General features: G+C 71.8%; 14 protein-coding genes and 1 pseudogene. 5 read left to right on the top strand and 10 right to left on the bottom strand.

Annotated features, from left to right (window positions below; genetic code table 11):
* Positions 1–2 precede the first annotated feature (2 nt).
* Complete coding sequence (locus tag ACZ60E_RS05445; RefSeq protein ID WP_469438420.1) at positions 3–1,130, top strand: LLM class flavin-dependent oxidoreductase; 1,128 nt, start codon at positions 3–5, stop codon at positions 1,128–1,130.
* A 107-nt stretch (positions 1,131–1,237) separates the two neighbouring features.
* Here the strand turns inward: ACZ60E_RS05445 and ACZ60E_RS05440 are convergent.
* The 3 genes and pseudogenes from ACZ60E_RS05440 to ACZ60E_RS05430 all read right to left on the bottom strand — a co-directional run.
* Positions 1,238–2,275, bottom strand: a pseudogene (locus ACZ60E_RS05440) (RNA polymerase sigma factor); the annotation flags it as partial.
* Positions 2,276–2,578: 303 nt separating this feature from the next.
* Complete coding sequence (locus tag ACZ60E_RS05435; protein ID WP_469438418.1) at positions 2,579–3,505, bottom strand: diacylglycerol/lipid kinase family protein; 927 nt, start codon at positions 3,503–3,505, stop codon at positions 2,579–2,581.
* A gap of 289 nt (positions 3,506–3,794) precedes the next feature.
* Positions 3,795–4,433 carry a TetR/AcrR family transcriptional regulator gene (locus tag ACZ60E_RS05430; RefSeq protein ID WP_384807339.1) on the bottom strand — a complete coding sequence of 213 codons (639 nt, stop codon included), beginning with the start codon at positions 4,431–4,433 and terminating at the stop codon, positions 3,795–3,797.
* 122 nt (positions 4,434–4,555) lie between these two features.
* Here ACZ60E_RS05430 and ACZ60E_RS05425 point away from each other — a divergent pair, with 122 nt between their 5' ends.
* The 3 genes from ACZ60E_RS05425 to ACZ60E_RS05415 are packed head-to-tail and all read left to right on the top strand — an operon-like array spanning position 4,556 to position 8,878.
* A complete protein-coding gene (locus ACZ60E_RS05425; protein ID WP_469438414.1) occupies positions 4,556–6,193 on the top strand; it encodes an MFS transporter in 1,638 nt (545 codons plus the stop codon).
* On the top strand, positions 6,190–8,118 hold the full coding sequence (locus ACZ60E_RS05420) for an MmgE/PrpD family protein (RefSeq protein ID WP_469438412.1): 1,929 nt from the start codon (positions 6,190–6,192) through the stop codon (positions 8,116–8,118). Before ACZ60E_RS05425 ends, ACZ60E_RS05420 begins: the two co-directional genes overlap by 4 nt.
* Positions 8,119–8,152: 34 nt before the next feature.
* On the top strand, positions 8,153–8,878 hold the full coding sequence (locus tag ACZ60E_RS05415) for an SGNH/GDSL hydrolase family protein (protein WP_469438409.1): 726 nt from the start codon (positions 8,153–8,155) through the stop codon (positions 8,876–8,878).
* Between the two features lie 66 nt (positions 8,879–8,944).
* Here the strand turns inward: ACZ60E_RS05415 and ACZ60E_RS05410 are convergent, their stop codons facing one another.
* The 7 genes from ACZ60E_RS05410 to ACZ60E_RS05380 form a co-directional block, all read right to left on the bottom strand.
* Complete coding sequence (locus tag ACZ60E_RS05410) at positions 8,945–9,910, bottom strand: ferritin family protein (RefSeq protein WP_469438407.1); 966 nt, start codon at positions 9,908–9,910, stop codon at positions 8,945–8,947.
* Entirely contained in the window at positions 9,907–10,410 is a 504-nt protein-coding gene (locus tag ACZ60E_RS05405) for a flavin reductase family protein (RefSeq protein WP_469438405.1), read from the bottom strand. Before ACZ60E_RS05405 ends, ACZ60E_RS05410 begins: the two co-directional genes overlap by 4 nt.
* Positions 10,407–10,946, bottom strand: a complete 540-nt coding sequence (locus ACZ60E_RS05400; RefSeq protein WP_469438402.1) for a hypothetical protein — start codon at positions 10,944–10,946, stop codon at positions 10,407–10,409. The genes ACZ60E_RS05405 and ACZ60E_RS05400 overlap by 4 nt, the downstream gene beginning before the upstream one ends.
* Positions 10,946–11,425: a type II toxin-antitoxin system RatA family toxin gene (locus ACZ60E_RS05395; RefSeq protein WP_469438400.1), complete on the bottom strand. Its 480-nt coding sequence runs from the start codon at positions 11,423–11,425 to the stop codon at positions 10,946–10,948. The genes ACZ60E_RS05400 and ACZ60E_RS05395 overlap by 1 nt, the downstream gene beginning before the upstream one ends.
* 9 nt (positions 11,426–11,434) lie before the next feature.
* Positions 11,435–12,691 (bottom strand): aspartate aminotransferase family protein, encoded by a 1,257-nt coding sequence (locus ACZ60E_RS05390; protein ID WP_469438398.1) that lies wholly within the window; start codon positions 12,689–12,691, stop codon positions 11,435–11,437.
* Between the two features lie 12 nt (positions 12,692–12,703).
* Complete coding sequence (locus ACZ60E_RS05385; protein WP_469438396.1) at positions 12,704–13,849, bottom strand: acyl-CoA dehydrogenase; 1,146 nt, start codon at positions 13,847–13,849, stop codon at positions 12,704–12,706.
* An 86-nt stretch (positions 13,850–13,935) separates the two neighbouring features.
* Positions 13,936–15,561, bottom strand: a complete 1,626-nt coding sequence (locus ACZ60E_RS05380; protein ID WP_469438393.1) for an aldehyde dehydrogenase family protein — start codon at positions 15,559–15,561, stop codon at positions 13,936–13,938.
* 209 nt (positions 15,562–15,770) lie between these two features.
* On the opposite strand from ACZ60E_RS05380, the gene ACZ60E_RS05375 reads away from it, so the two are divergent.
* Complete coding sequence (locus ACZ60E_RS05375; protein ID WP_469438391.1) at positions 15,771–16,769, top strand: bifunctional lysylphosphatidylglycerol flippase/synthetase MprF; 999 nt, start codon at positions 15,771–15,773, stop codon at positions 16,767–16,769.
* Positions 16,770–16,884 lie beyond the last annotated feature (115 nt).

Below are 16,884 nucleotides of genomic sequence, written 5' to 3'. Positions count from 1 at the left end.
CCATGTCAGACATCCCTCTCGGCGTCCTCGACCTGGTCCCGGTGTCGTCCGGCTCCACCGCGGCCGAGGCGCTGCGCAACTCCATCGACCTGGCCCGGCGGGCCGAACAACTCGGCTACTCCCGCTACTGGTTCGCCGAACACCACCTCAACCCCGGGGTGGCCGGCACCTCCCCGGCGGTCGTGCTCGCGCTCACCGCGTCCGCGACCTCGTCGATCAGGCTCGGCTCCGGAGCCGTACAACTGGGCCACCGCACCGCCCTGTCCACGGTGGAGGAGTTCGGGCTGATCGACGCGCTGCATCCCGGGCGCCTGGACCTGGGCCTCGGCCGGTCCGGCGGCCGGCCGCCCGGCGGACCCGTAGAGCCGGTGCCGGGCGCGACCCCGGTCGTGGAAGGACGGGCCCCCAACGGACTGTTGATCCCACCGAAGTTCTCCTTCGCGCACCTGCTCGGCTCACCCCGTGTGGCCCTCCAGCTGAAACTGCTCAAGCAGTCGAACGCCGAATCCCAGGAGTACGGTGAGCAGATCGACGACATCCTCGCGCTGCTGGCCGGTACCTACCGGTCGGCGGACGGCATCGAGGCCCATGTCGTCCCGGGCGAGGGCGCCGACGTCCAGGTGTGGATCCTGGGCAGCAGCGGGGGCGAGAGCGCCGAGGTGGCGGGCCGGGGCGGACTGCGGTTCGCGGCGAACTACCACGTCAGCCCCGGGACCGTACTGGAGGCGGTGGAGGCCTACCGGGCCGCGTTCCAGCCCTCCGACGTGCTCGACAAGCCGTATGTGAGCGTCTCGGCCGACGTGGTGGTCGCCGAGGACGACGAGAGCGCCCGTGAACTGGCCGCCGGTTACGGTCCCTGGGTCCGCAGCATCCGCACGGCCGAGGGCGCGATCCCCTTCCCCACCCCCGACGAGGCCCGCGCCCATGTCTGGACCGAAGAGGACCGGGCGCTGGTGCAGGACCGTGTCGACACCCAGTTCGTCGGCTCACCGAGCCGGGTCGCGAGCCAACTGGAACAACTGGGGGAGGCCACCGGCGCCGACGAGCTGCTGATCACCACCATCACCCACGACCACGCCGACCGCGTGCGCTCGTACGAGCTGCTGGCGGAGGAGTGGCGACGGAGGTGACAGGGGTGACGGGGCCGAGGTGACAGGCGCACGGCTCGCTCGCGGCGGGGCTTCCCGCTCCTCCGCGGGCGGGCGGCCGGGCGGCCCGTCGAGGGGCCGGGCGGGGCTCAGCCCAGGCCCACGTAGTCCTGCAGCGCCTGCGAGCGGGAGGGATGGCGGAGCTTCGACATCGTCTTGGACTCGATCTGCCGGATGCGCTCCCGCGTGACCCCGTAGACCTGGCCTATCTCCTCCAGGGTCTTCGCCTGGCCGTCCAGCAACCCGTAACGGAGGGTGATGATGCCTGCCTCGCGCGGACTCATCGCGGCGAGGACGGTCTGGATGGTGTCCCTGAGGAGACGGAACGACACCGCGTCGAAGGGGGAGACGCTTTCGCTGTCCTCGATCACATCGCCGAGTTCCGTGCCGCCCTCCTCGCCCAGTGGCATATGCAGCGAAACGGGTTCCTTGATGTAGGTGTCGAGTTCCACGATCTTCGAAACGGGTAGATCCAATTTCTCCGCGAGCTGCTCCACCGTGGGCTCGACACCCAGTTCCTGCAGCAATTCGCGACGAAGTCTGGCCACTTTGTTGATCGCTTCCACCGCGTGGACCGGAATGCGGATGGTGCGGCTCTGATCGGCCAGCGCCCGGGAAATCGCCTGCCGGATCCACCAGGTCGCGTAGGTCGAGAACTTGAATCCCTTGACGTAGTCGAACTTCTCGACGGCCCGGATCAGGCCCGTGTTGCCCTCCTGGATCAGGTCCAGGAAGGTGAGCCCGCGGCGCGTGTAGCGCTTGGCTATGGACACGACCAGCCGGAGGTTCGCCTCGGTGAGGTGCGACTTCGCCCGCAGCCCGTCCTCGGCGACAGCGGTCAGCTCCCGCCGGAACAAGGGGTCGAGACCGCGCTCCTCGTCGAGCTTGCGCTGGGCGAACAGGCCCGCCTCGATCCGTCTGGCGAGGTCCACCTCCTGCGCGGCGGTGAGCAGCCGGACGCGGCTGATCACCTTCAGATAGTCGCGCACCTGGTCGACGGAGGCACCGTCGGACGTGAGTACGGGTTCGGGGGCGTCGGACTCGTCGTCCGGAGCCGCCGCAAGGGCCTGCTGCTCCTGGTGGTCTGTCTCCATCGCGCTCAGCATCTCTTCCCGGGCCTCAGTCCCCGCGCACACTCAAGCAATGTCAACCCACGTGAACCAGGACCTCTGGGCCCTCGTAAACCCCGCATTCTCGTCATTCCACTTTCCGCTCATAAAGGTACACCCGCATGAGCGGTCGGAGACGGGCAAGAATTAGTGCAAAATGCGGGTGAGAAGTATCACGTGATCTGCATGGTTGCTTTTCGAGGCGTTCCGCGTACTACTACTCGGTCTCCGCCACCGGCCCGCAGGAGGAGAGCGGCATCTCGGGGTGGGTGGCGGTGACCGCCCGCGGCAGTGGCCCCGGGAGAGCGGACGGTCCCGTTCTCACGCCGCCTCTGCGGGCGCCAGGACCCGCAGGGCCCGGGGTGCGACGTCCAGCGTGTACCGCGTGGCGTCGCCCGAGCGGACCAGGTCGCCGTCGTACTCGAAGAGCAGCGGGCGGCCGTCGGTACGTTCCAGGACGACCCGGCGGCCACGGGCGTAGACCACGCCCTCGCGGCCCACATGCCGTCCCTCACGTGCGAGTTGCAGCAGCTCGGGGGTGGGTAGGGCGGTCCCCGCGACACAGACGTCGAGGAGGCCGTCGTCCAGGACGGAGTGCGGGCAGGCCATGAAACGGCCGGCCCGGTAGCGACCGCCGCCCACGTTGGCGCAGACCGTGTCGCCGGAGTGGACCTCGGCACCGTCCACGGTCACCCGGCCGGGATAGGGCGGGAACCCGGTGCGCAGGGCGTCGAGCAGTGCCTTCTCGTAGCGTTCACGGCCGCGTGCCGCGCTCCCGCGGGCGCGGTCCGGGTCGAGCGTCCGGGCCGCGAGTCCGGTCGAGGCGCCCAGCAGCGCGATACCGCGGGTCTCCGCCACCCGGATCAGGTCCACCTGCCGGACGTGGGGCGCGGCCAGGGCGGTCTCCAGGACCGACTGCCAGGGGCGGTCCGACCACAGTTCCCGGTAGAGGGAGTTGCCGCTGCCGCCGGGCAGGACCAGCAGGGCCGGGTGCTCGGGGGAGTCGGCCAGGCCGGTCGTCAGCTCGTGCGCGGTGCCGTCGCCGCCGATGGACACCAGTACGTCGGGGCCGCCCGGACCGGTGGCCGCCCTGGCGAGTGCGCGGGCGTGGCCGGGGTGCCGCGTCAGGATCAGATCGACGGCGGGACCGGCCTCCCAGACCAGCCGCAGTGCCTCGGCGGTGGTGTCGGCCGAGTACGACCCGGCAGCCGGGTTGGCCACGATCAGAACGGACTTGGGAGCGCTCATCGGCGGACTCTCCGATGCGATCGGCGGCGTGGCGACTGCGGGGACGGCAGCCGGCAGGGACATCAGGGAGATCGGGGACAGCAGGGACACCGTCCTGGCGGAGAGGGCAGGATTCGAACCTGCGTGGGCTTGCACCCGAACCGGCTGACGCCGGTACCCCGTTGGGCCGCTGCGGGCACCTCTCCCGGTGGAAGCTAGTGCATCGTGGGGAACCTGTAACGAGTCCGATGCTGCCGCAGACCGCTGAGACGCCGCTGAGACGGGGCTGAGATCGGCCACCCGTCCGCGGTCAGGGGGCGGCGGGCGCCGGTTCGGAAGGCACGGGCGGCCCGCCGAGACCGCGATGCGTCAGTTCCCGTACCGCTGTCACGACCGCTTCCGGGTCGATGTCCTCACCGCGGCTGATCATGTCGTCGAGCAGGCCGTCCGCCGCGTAGAACAGCATCCGGCACACCAGCCGGATGTCGCAGGCCTCGAACGCCCCCGCCCGCGCGCCGCGTTCGACGAAGTCGCCGACCAGGTCCACCACCCGCCGGTTCGAACTCCGGCACAGATCCAGGGCCTTGGCGTTCGCCGAGCCGTAGACGATCCGGTGCAGCTCCGCGTTCGCCACGGCGTGCTCCACGAGGGCGCGCAGCAGCCGGTCCAGGGTCGGCCACCAGTCCTCGCTCTCCTCCAAGCGCTCCCGGGTGGCCTGCAGGAATCCGTCGACGTACTCCTCCCATATCGCGCCCAGCAGCTGGTCCTTGGAGTCGAAGTACAGATAGAAGGTGCCCTTGGCGACCTCGCCCGCCTCCGCCAGCTCCGCGACCGTCGCCGCCTCGAAGCCCTTCTCCCGGAAGACCTTCGCCGCACCCCGCACCAGCGCGGCCCTGCGGTCCTCGGGACTCTTGGTGACCCGTTTGCGTCGTGTGCCCGGCGGTGCCATCAGTTCGCCTTTTCTGTAAGGGAGTCGACTGACCGACGGTCATTCCTCGTTGACTGACTGACCGTCGGTCATTTACCTTCTCACGCAAGCCACGCTCCGGCCCCTCACGGTGAGGACCCGCAATGAGCGACGCACCACGCGCCACCGGTGCACGGACCGCGCAGCAGCGGGCCACGCACCGGCCGACCACGCGCCACCCGAAGGGCCTGCTCCTGTCCTTCGTCTGTTTCGGCGTGTTCATGGTCTACCTCGACGCCACGATCGTGAACGTGGCGCTGCCGGAGATCCAGCGCGACCTCGACGCCGACCTGGCCGGACTCCAGTGGGTGGTCGACGCGTACGCCCTCGCCTTCGCCTGTCTGCTGCTCACCTCCGGGACCGTCGGCGACATCGTCGGCCGCAAACGGCTGTTCCTCGGCGGACTGGTCGGCTTCACCCTCAGCTCGGTCCTGTGCGCGCTGGCCGGCTCGACGGAAACCCTGCTGCTCGGCCGGGCGCTGCAGGGCGTGTGCGGGTCCATCATGATCCCGGTGTCGCTCGCGCTGGTCTCGGCGACCTACACCGAACCGGCCGCCCGCGCCAAGGCCATCGGCATCTGGGCCGGCATCGGCGGACTCGCCCTGTCCGCCGGGCCGTTGGTCGGCGGAGTGCTCGTCGACACCGTCGGCTGGCAGTCCATCTTCTGGGTCAACGTACCCATCGGGGTCCTCGCCACCGCCGTACTGGCCCGGCTGCTGACCGAGAACCGCGGACCGCGCGCCCGGCGTCTGGACATCGTGGGCCAGCTGCTGTTCGTCGTCGCGATCGCCTCACTGGCGTACGCGCTCATCGAGGGCAACAGCGAGGGCTGGGCCTCAGCTCCCATCGTCGGCGCGTTCGCCGCCTCGGGAGCGGCACTCGCGGCCTTCATGGTGTGGGAACTGCGGCAGACCGAGCCCATGCTGCCGCTGAAGCTGTTCCACAAACCGGTCGTGGCGGTCGCCGGAGTCGTCAACTTCCTCAGCCTCTTCGGCCTGTTCGCGGCGATCTTCCTGCTCACCCTCCATCTCCAGAGCGTCCAGGGACTCAGCAGCATCGAGACGGGCGTACGGTTCCTGGCGCTGACCGTGCCCATCATGATCGCCTCGTTCGCGGCGAGCGTCGTCGCCGCCAGGACCGGACCACGGGCCCCCATCGTGGGCGGCTCGCTCCTCTCGGCGGCCGGGCTGTACGGCCTCACCGTGCTCGACGCCGACAGCGGCTTCGGCGCCTACTGGTGGGCGCTGGCCCTCCTCGGCATCGGCGTCTCCTTCACCGGCGCGCCCGCGACCGTCGCCCTGCTCGGGGCCGTACCGCCCGAGCAGGCCGGCACCGCGTCCGGCATCTCCAACACGTTCCGCCAGGTCGGCGCGGTCTTCGGAGTGGCGCTCGCGGGGGCGCTGCTGCTGCGCCACCTGCGGGACGCGCTGCCCGGCGCGCTCGCCGGGGTGCCCATGCCGCAGGACGCCCGCGACCGTGCGTACGCGCTGCTCGGCGACGGTGACCTGTCCCGCACCGACGCCCTGCCGCCCGCGCTGCGGGAGCCGGTCCTCGACGCGGTGGGCCCCGTCTTCGTCGACGGCATGCACCTCGTGATGCAGGTCGCGGCGGCCGGCACGCTCGTCGGCGGGCTCTGCGCACTGCTGCTCCTCGGGCGCGGCACGGGGCGGGTCGCCGCTGACGCCCCGGCCGCGTCCGAGGTCGCCGAACCCGCCGGGGCGACGACGGGACGCACCCGGTGAACTCCGCACCGGCCGACACCTCCGGCGGCCGTACCCTGATCCGGCGACTCGCCGACTGGGCGAGCGACCTGGAACTCGACGACGCCCCCGGCCGGGTCGTCGCCCACCTCAGGAGCCAGCTCCTCAGCCAGCTCGCCGCCGCCCGCACCGGATACGCGCATCCGCTCGGCTGGCGGATCGCCCGGGCCTACGGCGGCCCGCTCCAGCCCGATCCCGCGCGCGCTGCCGTCTCCCTGGCGATGGCCGCGATCTGCCTGGACCACGACGACACGGCGTACGCGGGACACCTCTCGCACTCCTGTGTCACCGTGCCTGTGGTGTACGCCCGCCAACTCCGTCTTGACGGCCGGCAGTTGCTCACCGCGATCCTGGCCGCCGACGAGAGCGCCGCCCGGGTCACGGCCGCCGCCACCCTCGGCCCCTTCCGCGGGCAGGCCGCCGCGCACACCCACCTCGCGGGCACGGTCGCCGGCCGGCTGAGAGCCCTCGACGCACCGGCCCGCGCCTGGGTGAACGGGCTCGGCCTGGCCTTCTCCGTACCCCCGTGGACCCTCACCCCCGGCTTCCTGTCCACCGACGCCAAGGGGTTCGCCGCGGCGGCGCCGATCCAGACCGGCCTCGCCGCCTGCGACGGCGCCCTGGCCGGACTGCGCGGACCCGCGGACGTACTGGAACACCCGGAAGGGTTCCTGCGCCGGTACGCGGACGTGCCGCTGCCCGAGGAGGCGGTCGCCGGTCTCGGCACGCTCTGGCACACCGAGACGCTCTCCTACAAGGTCCACCCGGGCAGCGCCTACATCGGCGCCGCCGTCGACTGCGCGGTCGACTGCGCGGCGGAGCTGCGGGCGGCCGGGGCCGCCCCCGACGACATCGCGGAGGTCGTCGTCGCGGGGTCCCTCCTCACCAGCGGACTCGACCGGGCCTCCCGGGCACGGCACATCGGCCCGAACGCGAGCGTCGCCGCACTCAACTTCTCCCTGCCCTACAACGTGGCCACCGCCCTCCTCACCGGCGCCCTCGGCCCCGCGGACCTGATGCCCCCCGCCGTCGAACGCCCCGAGCGCTGGAAACTCGCGGCGAAGGTACGCACCGTCCACGACCCGCTGCTCAGCCGCGCCGCGCTCCTGTCGACCGCACCCCTGGGCCAGGCCCTGCGGCGCGCGGGCGAACACGCCGACGCCTGGGTGCGCGCGGCCGACGAACGTGCCGCCGACCTGCTGCCCCCGTCCTGGCTGGCCCCCGAGACCGACTTCCGCTTCGCGACCAAACGCCTGGGCGCGCGGGTGACCGTACGGCTGCACGACGGGCGCGAGCTGACCGCCCACCGGGCGCAGGCCCTCGGAGCCGTGGGCGGCGGGGACCACACGGCACGGGCCCGCGAGAAGTTCCTGCGCAGCGGTGGGCATCCCGAAGTACCGCACATGGTGGCGGAGTTGACCGACCTCGACGCGAACGGGGTCGCACGGCTGATCTCCCTCGCGCTGTCCGGAGCGGCGGACGAGGCGCGGGCGGAGATCCTCCGGGGCGAACGGCGGCGCCCCAGACGGAGTCGGCGGACCAACTCGGTGGACACCCGTGCGTTGGAGGGGGCGTACGGGCGTCTGCTGGGGTCCGCCGACTCCGTCCCCGATCACGTACTGGCCGAACTCGCTGTGCAGGCGGGGGCGTTGGCGGCTTCGGGGGTTCTCTCCGAGGTGTCGGGGACGGCGGTCGACGCGCTGGTCGCCTCGGCGCCCCGGGACGTGCTCGTCGACCTCGTCCGCCGCAACGCCGCCCATCTGCTCGGGGTGCTCGACCGGATGCCCGCGGGCGACGCAGACCTCTGGTCACGGATCGTCGAGGAACTGCGTGACCACGTCGAGCGGGCGCGGAGGAGCCCGGAGGCAATCGCGGAGGAGAACGTGGAGAGGGCTCATGACGGATGACCGGGAGGGCCATGGGGGATGGCGGGGAGGGCCCATGACGGGCGACACGCACGCCCCGCCCCGCACTCCTCCCGCGGAGGACGACGACCCGCGTTGTCTGCGTCCCGGCGAGGCCGTCGCCGCCCTCGCGCCGGCGCCCTGGCGGCGGGTCGTGATCCTGGGGGAGCACGAGTCACGCTTGGCGCGGGCCGCCGTCGTACCCGGCTACCGTCCGGTGAGCTGGAGCGACCGGGTGTCCGGCGCGCTCCGGGCGGCGCACCCCGATCTCGCCTGCCGTGCCGCGCGCGGCCGCAGGGACCTGTCACTGTTCGAGATGCGCTCCCGGCAGGTGCTGGACGCCCTCGTCTTCCGCGGCGACCTCGCGCTGATCTCGTGCGGCGGCCCCGAGCTGCGGCAGGCGACGTTCGACCTCGACTCCGTGGAGATCGAGCTCAGCCGCATCCTGGACTCCCTGCGGAGCGCCACCTACCGCCACGCCGTCGTGATCAGCCCCTTCGACCGGTCCACGGCGGGCGGACCACCGGCGGACGCCGCCTCTGCCGCCCGAGCGGGCACCGTGCGCGAGCGTCAGCTCCGGCTGGTCCAGCGCATCGCCCTGGTGACGCTGCACCACGCGGCTCAGCACATCGACCTGATGCGCCACCAGCGCGGACTCGATCCGCGGACCCTGTGGGCGCCGGGGCCGGGCCGGCTCAGCAGCAGAGGGCACGCGGTGGCCGCCGCGGCCGTGGTGCGTGCCCTCGCCCGCCGACAGCCCTGAGCCGGTGGCCGCCAGCGGGAGGCCGCCGGCCGGCGGTCGTGCAGCGCGGCTTCCGGGAGGCGCGCGTCAGACCGCCTCCGGGAGGCCCATGTACGCGAGCCGCCGGGACTGCATCTCCTCCGACCACCGCAGCGCCGTGCCGACCCGCTCCTCGACGGTCGTGTCCACCAGTCGCCGCCCCGGCCAGATCTCGTAGTCGCCGACCAGGTCGGCGTGCTTGTCCAGCCCCTCCTGGAACAGGGCCTCTCGGCCCAGCACCATGTCGGTGACGGGCAGTTCGCTCCACAGCCGCCGCCCGCGGACGATGAGGTCCAGAATGCGCGGCCGGTCCTCGGGGTGGGCGAGCAGATGCTCGCGGGCGACGGAACTGCCGACCGTGAGATGGCGTATCTCGTCGATGCCCGCGCCCCGCTCGATGTCCGAGACCGCCGGGTCGAAGATCCGCCACTTGCGTTCGCTCAGCTCGGCGGCCGGCGCCAGCACCCCCTCGACGAGGATCGTCAGTACGACCACACCGCCGATGAAGTCGCCCTCGTCCCGCAGGACACGCAGACCCAGTTCCTCCAGCGGGGCGAGGACCGCGTCCCGGTCCGCCCCCGCGAGCCGCTCGACGTCGGCGGTGAGGTCCGTGACCCCCAGCGCGGTGAGGTGGTTGCGGAACACCATGGAGTGCCGGGCCTCGTCGATCAGCTGGGTGGCGTAGAACTCCATCGTCTCCAGGGACGGCGCCAGCGCTACCAGGTACGAGATGGCCCGGGTGGCCTTCTCCTCCGCGATCGAGCGGAAGGCCAGCTCCTGGGTGAGCGCCGCGTTCAGCGGGCCGGACTCACGGGTGATGTCGAGAGGAGCGACGTCCGGCGCGTGTCCGGCGACCTGGCCGCGCAGGGTGCCCTGCGGCACCGCGCGCAGCCAGTACCCCAGATCGCAGGCGGCGGCGGTCAGTTCGAGGTTCATCGCGCCCTCGACGAGCGAGGGGGCGTTCTCCCAGTCGGCCTCGGCCGGAACGGCGGTCGTGCCGGTGCTGTCGGTCATGCTCTGCTCCTGTCGTGGGTGGCACGGGCGGGGAGGGTGTTCAGCAGGGGTGATCCGGTGCCGGCCCGGGAGGTCAGGACACGGGCCAGCACCAGTTCGTGGTCGCCGACCGGCACGGTCCGCTCGACCCGGCACTCCAGCCAGCCCACGGCGTCGCGCAGCAGCGGGGCGCCGCAGGCGGAGCGGCCGTCCCACAGGCCGGTGGTGTCCGGCAGGTCCCAGCCGTCCGTCCGGTCGGAACGGGCGAAGCGCCGGGCCAGCGGGGCCTGCCCGTCGGACAGGGCGCTGACCGCGAAACGGCCCGGGCCCAGCAGGGTCGCCAGCCCCCTGCTGCCCCGGCGCAGGGCCACGGACACCATGGGCGGGTGCAGCGAGGCGACGCACAGGGTGCTGACCGTGACGCCGTGGGCCCGTCCCGCCGGGCCGCACGTCAGGACGGCCACCCCGGCCACGGACCGCCACACCGCCGTGCCCTCGCTCAGGAGGCCCGTGCCGGTCATGTCGCCCTCGTGGCGGACCGGTCGGCGAGCCGCCGCTCCTGATCGGCGGTGGCCGCGGTGTCGATGGCGTCCGCGGTGCCCATGGTGTCCGGGGACACCGCCGCGTACTCGGCGCGGAATCGCTCGTACGCCGGATGCGTCTCCGGTTCGAAGCGCAGCCCGAACGGCTTGAGGAAGTTCCCGAACAGCGCCCGGTCGCCGAAGAGATGGATCGCCAGCACCAGCAGCGCCCACTCCGCGCCGAACAGCCAGATCCACGCCAGGGCCACCAGACCCTGGGTGACGAGACTGTGCATCACGTTGTAGAGGACGTGGTACGTCCGCGGGATCCGCCTGCCCCTGGCCCGCCGGTGGGCGATCGCCCCCGGCAGGTAGCCGATCAGATCGATGTACACGAACAGCGCGAACGCCGGCAGCCACCGCACCGCGTCCAGGTGGGCCAGGAACAGCGCCGTGGCGACGACGAGACCGAGCCCGTACTCCAGCCGGATCAGCCGGTAGGTGACCGGCGTCTCGAAGAGGTTGTGCGCGTCCATCAGGCGGCCACCGCGGGTTCGGGCTCGCCGGCCTCCTCGGGGCCGACCACCGTCGCGCCGGGGAACAGACCCGTCAGGACGGTCGCGATGGTCTCCTTGAGTACCCGCTCGGCCACCGGATCGAGGATGCCCGCCAGACTGGGGATCCCGAAGTCGAACTCGGCGGCGAAGTCGATCAGACAGTCCGCGCCGACCCGCACCCGCCAGGTACCGGTGAACTCCTCGAAGTCACCGTGCAGTTGACGGAAGGCGATGGTCAGGTGCTCCTCGTCGAACCGGTCGGCCTCCGTCCAGCGCAGGATGCCGTTGCGGAAGTACACCGCCCAGTCACTGTGCTCCTCGCCGTCCGCCGCCTCACGTGCCGTCACCGACCGTACGACCGGCGACAGTTCGGGATAGCGGGCGAAGTCCCGGACCCGCCGGTACGCCTCGTCGGCGCCGACACCCCCGGTCCGTACCGTCAGTTGAGCGCTTCGCATGTCGTCACGTCACCTTCCGTAGCGGGCCGACTGCGCGCGGCAGGCCCGGTCGAGCGCTTCGTAGAGGAAGTCCAGGTCGCCGCGGGTCAGTACGGCGGGCGGCGTCAGCCGCAGGACCAGATGGGAGTTGAGCGAGTGGTTCGCCACGACCCCGTGCTCGATCAGCTCGATGAGGAGGTCGCCCGCGGGCCCCGGCTCGGCGAACTCCACGCCCAGCAGCAGCCCCCGGCCGCGCACCTCGCGCACGGCGCTCCCGTAGTGAGCCCGGACGATCCGCCCCAGCACGTTCAGGATCTCGCCGCCCAGCACCCGGGCACGGTCGACCAGTTCGTCCTCCTGGATCGCCGCGAGAGCCCCGCGTGCGGCGGCCATCGCGAGGGGCGCTCCGGAGAACGTCGAGGTGTGCAGATACGGGTCGCGGTCGAGCACCGAGAACGCCTCCGGCGTCGACAGCACCGCCGACACGGGTACGACCCCGCCGCTGAGCCCCTTGCCGACCAGCATCAGATCGGGGCGGATGTCCTCGGCGTCCGCTCCCCACCAGCCGCCCAGCCGGCCCATACCGGTCTGGATCTCGTCGAGGACGAGCAGTGCCCCGTGCTCCCGGCACAGCCGCTGCACCTCCCGCAGATAGCCGGGCGGCGGGATCACCACCCCGGCCTCGCCCTGCACCGGCTCGACGAACACGCACGCCTCGCCGGGCGCCGCCAGTGCCTTCTTGAGCGGGGCGGTGTCCCCGTACGGCACATGCGTGATGTCGGGCAGCAGCGGCCGGAACGGGTTCTGGAAGACGTCCTTGCCGGTCAGGCTCAGCGCTCCCATGGTCTTGCCGTGGTAGCAGGACTCCATGGCGATCAGCCGGGTCCTGCCCTTCGTGCGGGCCACCTTGATTGCGGTCTCCACGGCCTCCGCCCCCGAGCCCGCGAAGTGCACGCGCTCCAGGCCCGGCGGGGCGACGGCCACGAGCGCGTCCGCGGCGAGGGCGGCCTGCGGCTCCAGGAAGAGCCGGGTCGCCACCGGGTGGGAGTGCAGCTGTTCGGTCACGTACCGCAGGACGGTGGGGTGCCGGGCGCCGGTCAGGAAGACGCCGTAGCCACCGCAGTTGAGGAACCTGCCGCCGTCGGCCGTGGTCACCCAGGCGCCCTCCGAGGCGACCTCCACATGGCCGCCGAACAGCTCGCCGAGGGTCGCCCGGCCCTTGCTCAGCCGGCTGCGGTACAGCCGGCCCAGCTCCTCGCGCGCGGTCGTCGCGGGTGCGACGGTCATGATGCCCCCGCCTCACGCGAGCCGCAGCGGACTGCCCGCCACGTGCTCCAGATAGGGGGCGGCGAAGCTCGCCCGGGACGGCGGGTGGAAGCCGAGCCCGTGCGAGACGGCGGCGAGATAAGCGACCTCGGACGAGGCGATGAAGGCCGTTCCGCCGAGCATCTCGACCGCCCGCCGCACCGCCTCGCCCAGCGCGTCCTGCGCCGCGAACCGTGCCACGAGCGCCTTGCCGAGCGCCGCGTCGTCACTCTCACCGTCCCGCAGCATCCGGGCGACACCCTCGAGAAGCAGGTTGGCCGTCTCCAGCCGCATCACCAGGTCGGCACGGTCCGACGCACTGCGCTCCCGTACGAGGGCACGCTCGACCAGTGCGCCGGCCGCGCCCGAGTAGCTTGCGGAGATGAGCAGTTCGAACCAGAGGAAGCCGGTCGTCTGCAGTTCGTCGAGCCGGCCCGGTTCGGCGGCGGCCGTCCGCATGAGCAGCTGCTCGTCCACGAAGACGTCGGTCAGCCGCACCTCGTCGCTCTCCGCCCCGGCCAGCGCCCAGCTCTTCCAGAAGGGGTGCACACCGATGCCCTCGGTGGCCCGGGGCAGGAGCATCACCGCGAGTTCCGTACCGTCACCGTCGTCGCCGTCCTTCGTGGGCAGTGCCACGCTCGCGGTCAGCAGGTCCATCGACGCGGACAGACTGCACGGCTTCTTGCTGCCGTTGACCAGATAGCCGCCGTCGACCGCCTTCGCCCGGACCGTCGGGGAGAGGATGCCCTGCCCCGGCCGCCCCTCGGCGAACCCGGAGGCCACCAACAGGCCCTGTTCCGCGATGCCTTCCAGCAGGGCCCACTCCATGCCGGAGCGCTGCACGCTGTCGGCGAGGGTGAACAGGGTGGCCACGGAGAAGTGGTGCATGGTCGTGGCGACCGCCAGGGACGGCGAGTGGGCGCCGACCGCGCGGACGACCGCGAGCGCCTGGAGCGGGTCGGCTCCACCGCCGTGATACCTGGTGGGGATCACCAGTCCGGGGCCTCCGCAGGCCCGGAAGTGGTCGAGCGCGGGGCTGCCCGGCGCCTCCAGTTCGGACAGCGGTATGTCGTCGAGCTTGTCGAGCAGGCCGGGGAGAAAGGCCTCACAGGTCTCCCGGGCGTGGTCCATCGAACGCATGGGTTCCTCGAACTGTCGGATGTCTGGGTGTTCGTGAGAGTCCGTCAAGGTGCTGGTGCACCTGGCGTGTTGGTGCCTCCGCGCGATCAGGCCGCCGGACGGTTTCCGGTGCCGAAGACCGCGTCCCGGGGGCGGATCCCGCCCGGGGAGACGCTGACGCCCTGGACGTGCGTGGTGCGCAGGGCCGGGTAGTTGGCCTCGCCGAACACCCCGCCGGTCAGACCCGTACCGCCGTGCGAGGGCAGATAGGGCAGGAACCCGATGTGCGAGTCGTTGACCTTGAGCAGACCGCCTTCGGTGACGCGGTCGACGAAGCGGTCGACCACCTCGCGGTCGGCGGCCCACAGGGAGTTGCGCAGCCCGTAGCCGGTGCTGTTCACGAAGTCGATGAACCTCTCCAGCAGCCGCTCGTCGTCGTCCGGTTCGGCCACGATCACGGGCAGCAGCGGGAAGAACGTCTCCTGGCTGACGGCCGTCATGCGCCGGGCGTCCGTCAGTCCGCGGACGAGGACGACGGTCGGCTCCAGGAAGATGCCCGCCGGGTCGCGCGTACCGTCGACGAGCATCGCGTGCCCGCCGCAGACCAGCTCGGCGCCCTGCAGCAGGGCGTCGTCCAGGCAGTCGAAGAACTTCTCGTTGCGCAGCACCGGTGTGAGCAGCACGTCCTCGTCGCCCGCGCGACCGGGCTTGACCAGCCGGGCCTGGCGGACCAGTTCGGCCAGCAGCGGCTCGGCGATCTCCGGATGGACCACGACCTGGTTGGGGATCATGCACAGCTGGCCCGAGCCGAAGAACCCCTCGGTCAGCGCCTCGGCGGCCAACTCGACGTCGGCGTCCTTCCAGACCGTCACCACGTCGTTGCCGGCCAGCTCCAGGATCGGCTTCTTGCCCGCGGCCACGCACCGGTCCTGGAAGCGCATGCCCGCCTCGCTGCTGCCGAAATACATGATGTCGTCGACCAGCGGGCTGTCCAGCCAGGAGTTCAGCAGGGGAGCGGGGTCGCCGCAGACCACCCCGAGCGTGCCGGGCGGAGCGCCCACCTCGTCCAGCACGGGGGCCACCAGCTCCTGCAGCGCGTACATCACCCCGAGCGGTCCGCTCCTCGGGGCGCGTACGACCAGGGCGTTGCCCGCGAAGATGGCGTGCACCCCGAGCAGGGCGCTGGCCATCGGGGCGTTCTGCGGCGGGTTCAGACAGACCACACCGTCCGGCCTGCGGCGTACGGAGATCTCCCGTACGCCGTGCCGGAACTCCTGGTGCAGCTGCGAGTGGTAGAAGCCGACGGACTCGGGACCCCAGCACTCCAGCATCCCGGAGACCTGCCAGCGGGCGAGCACCCGCGGGTGCCCCTCCTGGACCAGGATCTCCTCGATCTCCTCGGCGCGTTCGCTGATCCGGCGGTGCAGCAGTGTGCACACCCGGTCGAGCCGGACGTCCAGCGGCACGGCGGCCCACTCGACGGCGGCCCGGGACGCGGCCTCCAGAGCCAGCCGCACCTCGTCCGGACCGGCCTTGGCGACCCGGCCGACGATCGAGGGCGGCAGTTCCCCGCCCGGGGCCTGGCCGCGTTCGAGGCGCCGCTTGAGCGTCAGGTTGGAGAAGGCGTCGTCGAGCAGCGCGGCCGCGTCGACCACGTACACCCAGTCGTCCCCCGAGACGCTGCGCCCCCCGATGTACGAGCCGTAGCTCCGCGCGCCGGGTCCCAGCCGCACCTCATTCCCCTCATTCCCCTCGCGCACTTCACGAGTCCTCGCCTGTATTCCGGTCACACCGGTCCCCCGATCGATATCCCGCTGATATTTCCCCAAGCTTCCAGCCGGTGCTGAGAAGGGTCTGACACCGGACTGAGACGGGCGTTTCAGGAGGATCGAAGGGCGGGGCGCAAGGGTGAGGAATTGATACGACGACAGGGGGACGGGATATGTCAACCACCCGGGAGACGGCGACATTCGACAGGGTTCTGTACGCGCTCGGCGAGTACGCGGAGAATTCCAGCGCGTTCCTGGCGCTGAACACCGGGAACGAGTACTTCACGCGGCCCGGGAGCGCGGGAGTGGTCGTCTTCCGGCGTGCGGGCCGCTATCTGATCCAGTTCGGCGGCCCTTTCGCGGCCGAGGGCGAGAAGCCCGAACTCCTCGCCGCGTTCCTGGAATTCGCCGCCGCGCAGCGCCGGCGGGTCGTCGCCGTACAACTGCAGGGGGAGGACGTCGAGCTGCACGCGCGTGCCGGGTTCACCGTCAACCAGATCGGCTGCGGCTACGCGCTGCCGCTGCCCGACTTCACCCTCAAGGGCACCCGGTTCGTGAAGCTCCGCAACAAGATCTCGCGCGCCCGGCGGGCGGGCCTTGAGGTCGACGAGGTGCCGCTCGACGAGGTCGCCGACGAGCTGGCGGCCGTGGACCGGTCCTGGCTGCGCGCCAAGGGACGGCATGTGAAGGAGATCGAGTTCCTGGTCGGGCAGCTGGGCGGACCGGCGCAGGCCGAACGGCGGCTCTTCGTGGGGCGGATCGAGGGGAAGGTCGTCGCCTACATCTCGTACTCACCGGCGTACGGCCGGCACTCCGGGTGGCTGCACGATCTGACCCGACGGGTGCCGTCGAGCACGCCCGGGGTCCTGGAAGCCGTCAACCTGCGGGCCATCGAGGTGTTCCGGAGCGAGGGCGCGCAGTGGCTGCACCTCGGGTTCACGCCCTTCACCGGGCTGTCCGAGGAGCACGAGCCGACTGCGGCCAGCGCGCTGACCGGCCGTTTTCTACGGTTCCTCGCCGACCACGGGGAGCACGTGTACCCGGCGGCGAGCCAACTGGCGTACAAGGAGAAATGGGCGCCCGGCCTGGTGCTCCCGCAGTACCTCGCCTTCCACGGGCGGGCCCGGGCGGGCGCGGTGTGGCGACTCCTGCGGGTGACGAAGTCGGTGTGACGCGGCTGGCGTGACCGTGGTGAGGGTGACGGTGGCGGGGTGACGGTGGTGAGGGTGACCGTGGTGAGGGTGATGGTCGTGGGGCGGTGTCGTCGCCGGGTGGGTCCCGGCGACG

It is taken from the genome of Streptomyces sp. NPDC102514 (genome assembly GCF_055584525.1).
Note: the sequence above shows the minus strand (reverse complement) of the source record. Positions and strands in the feature narration are given on the sequence as shown.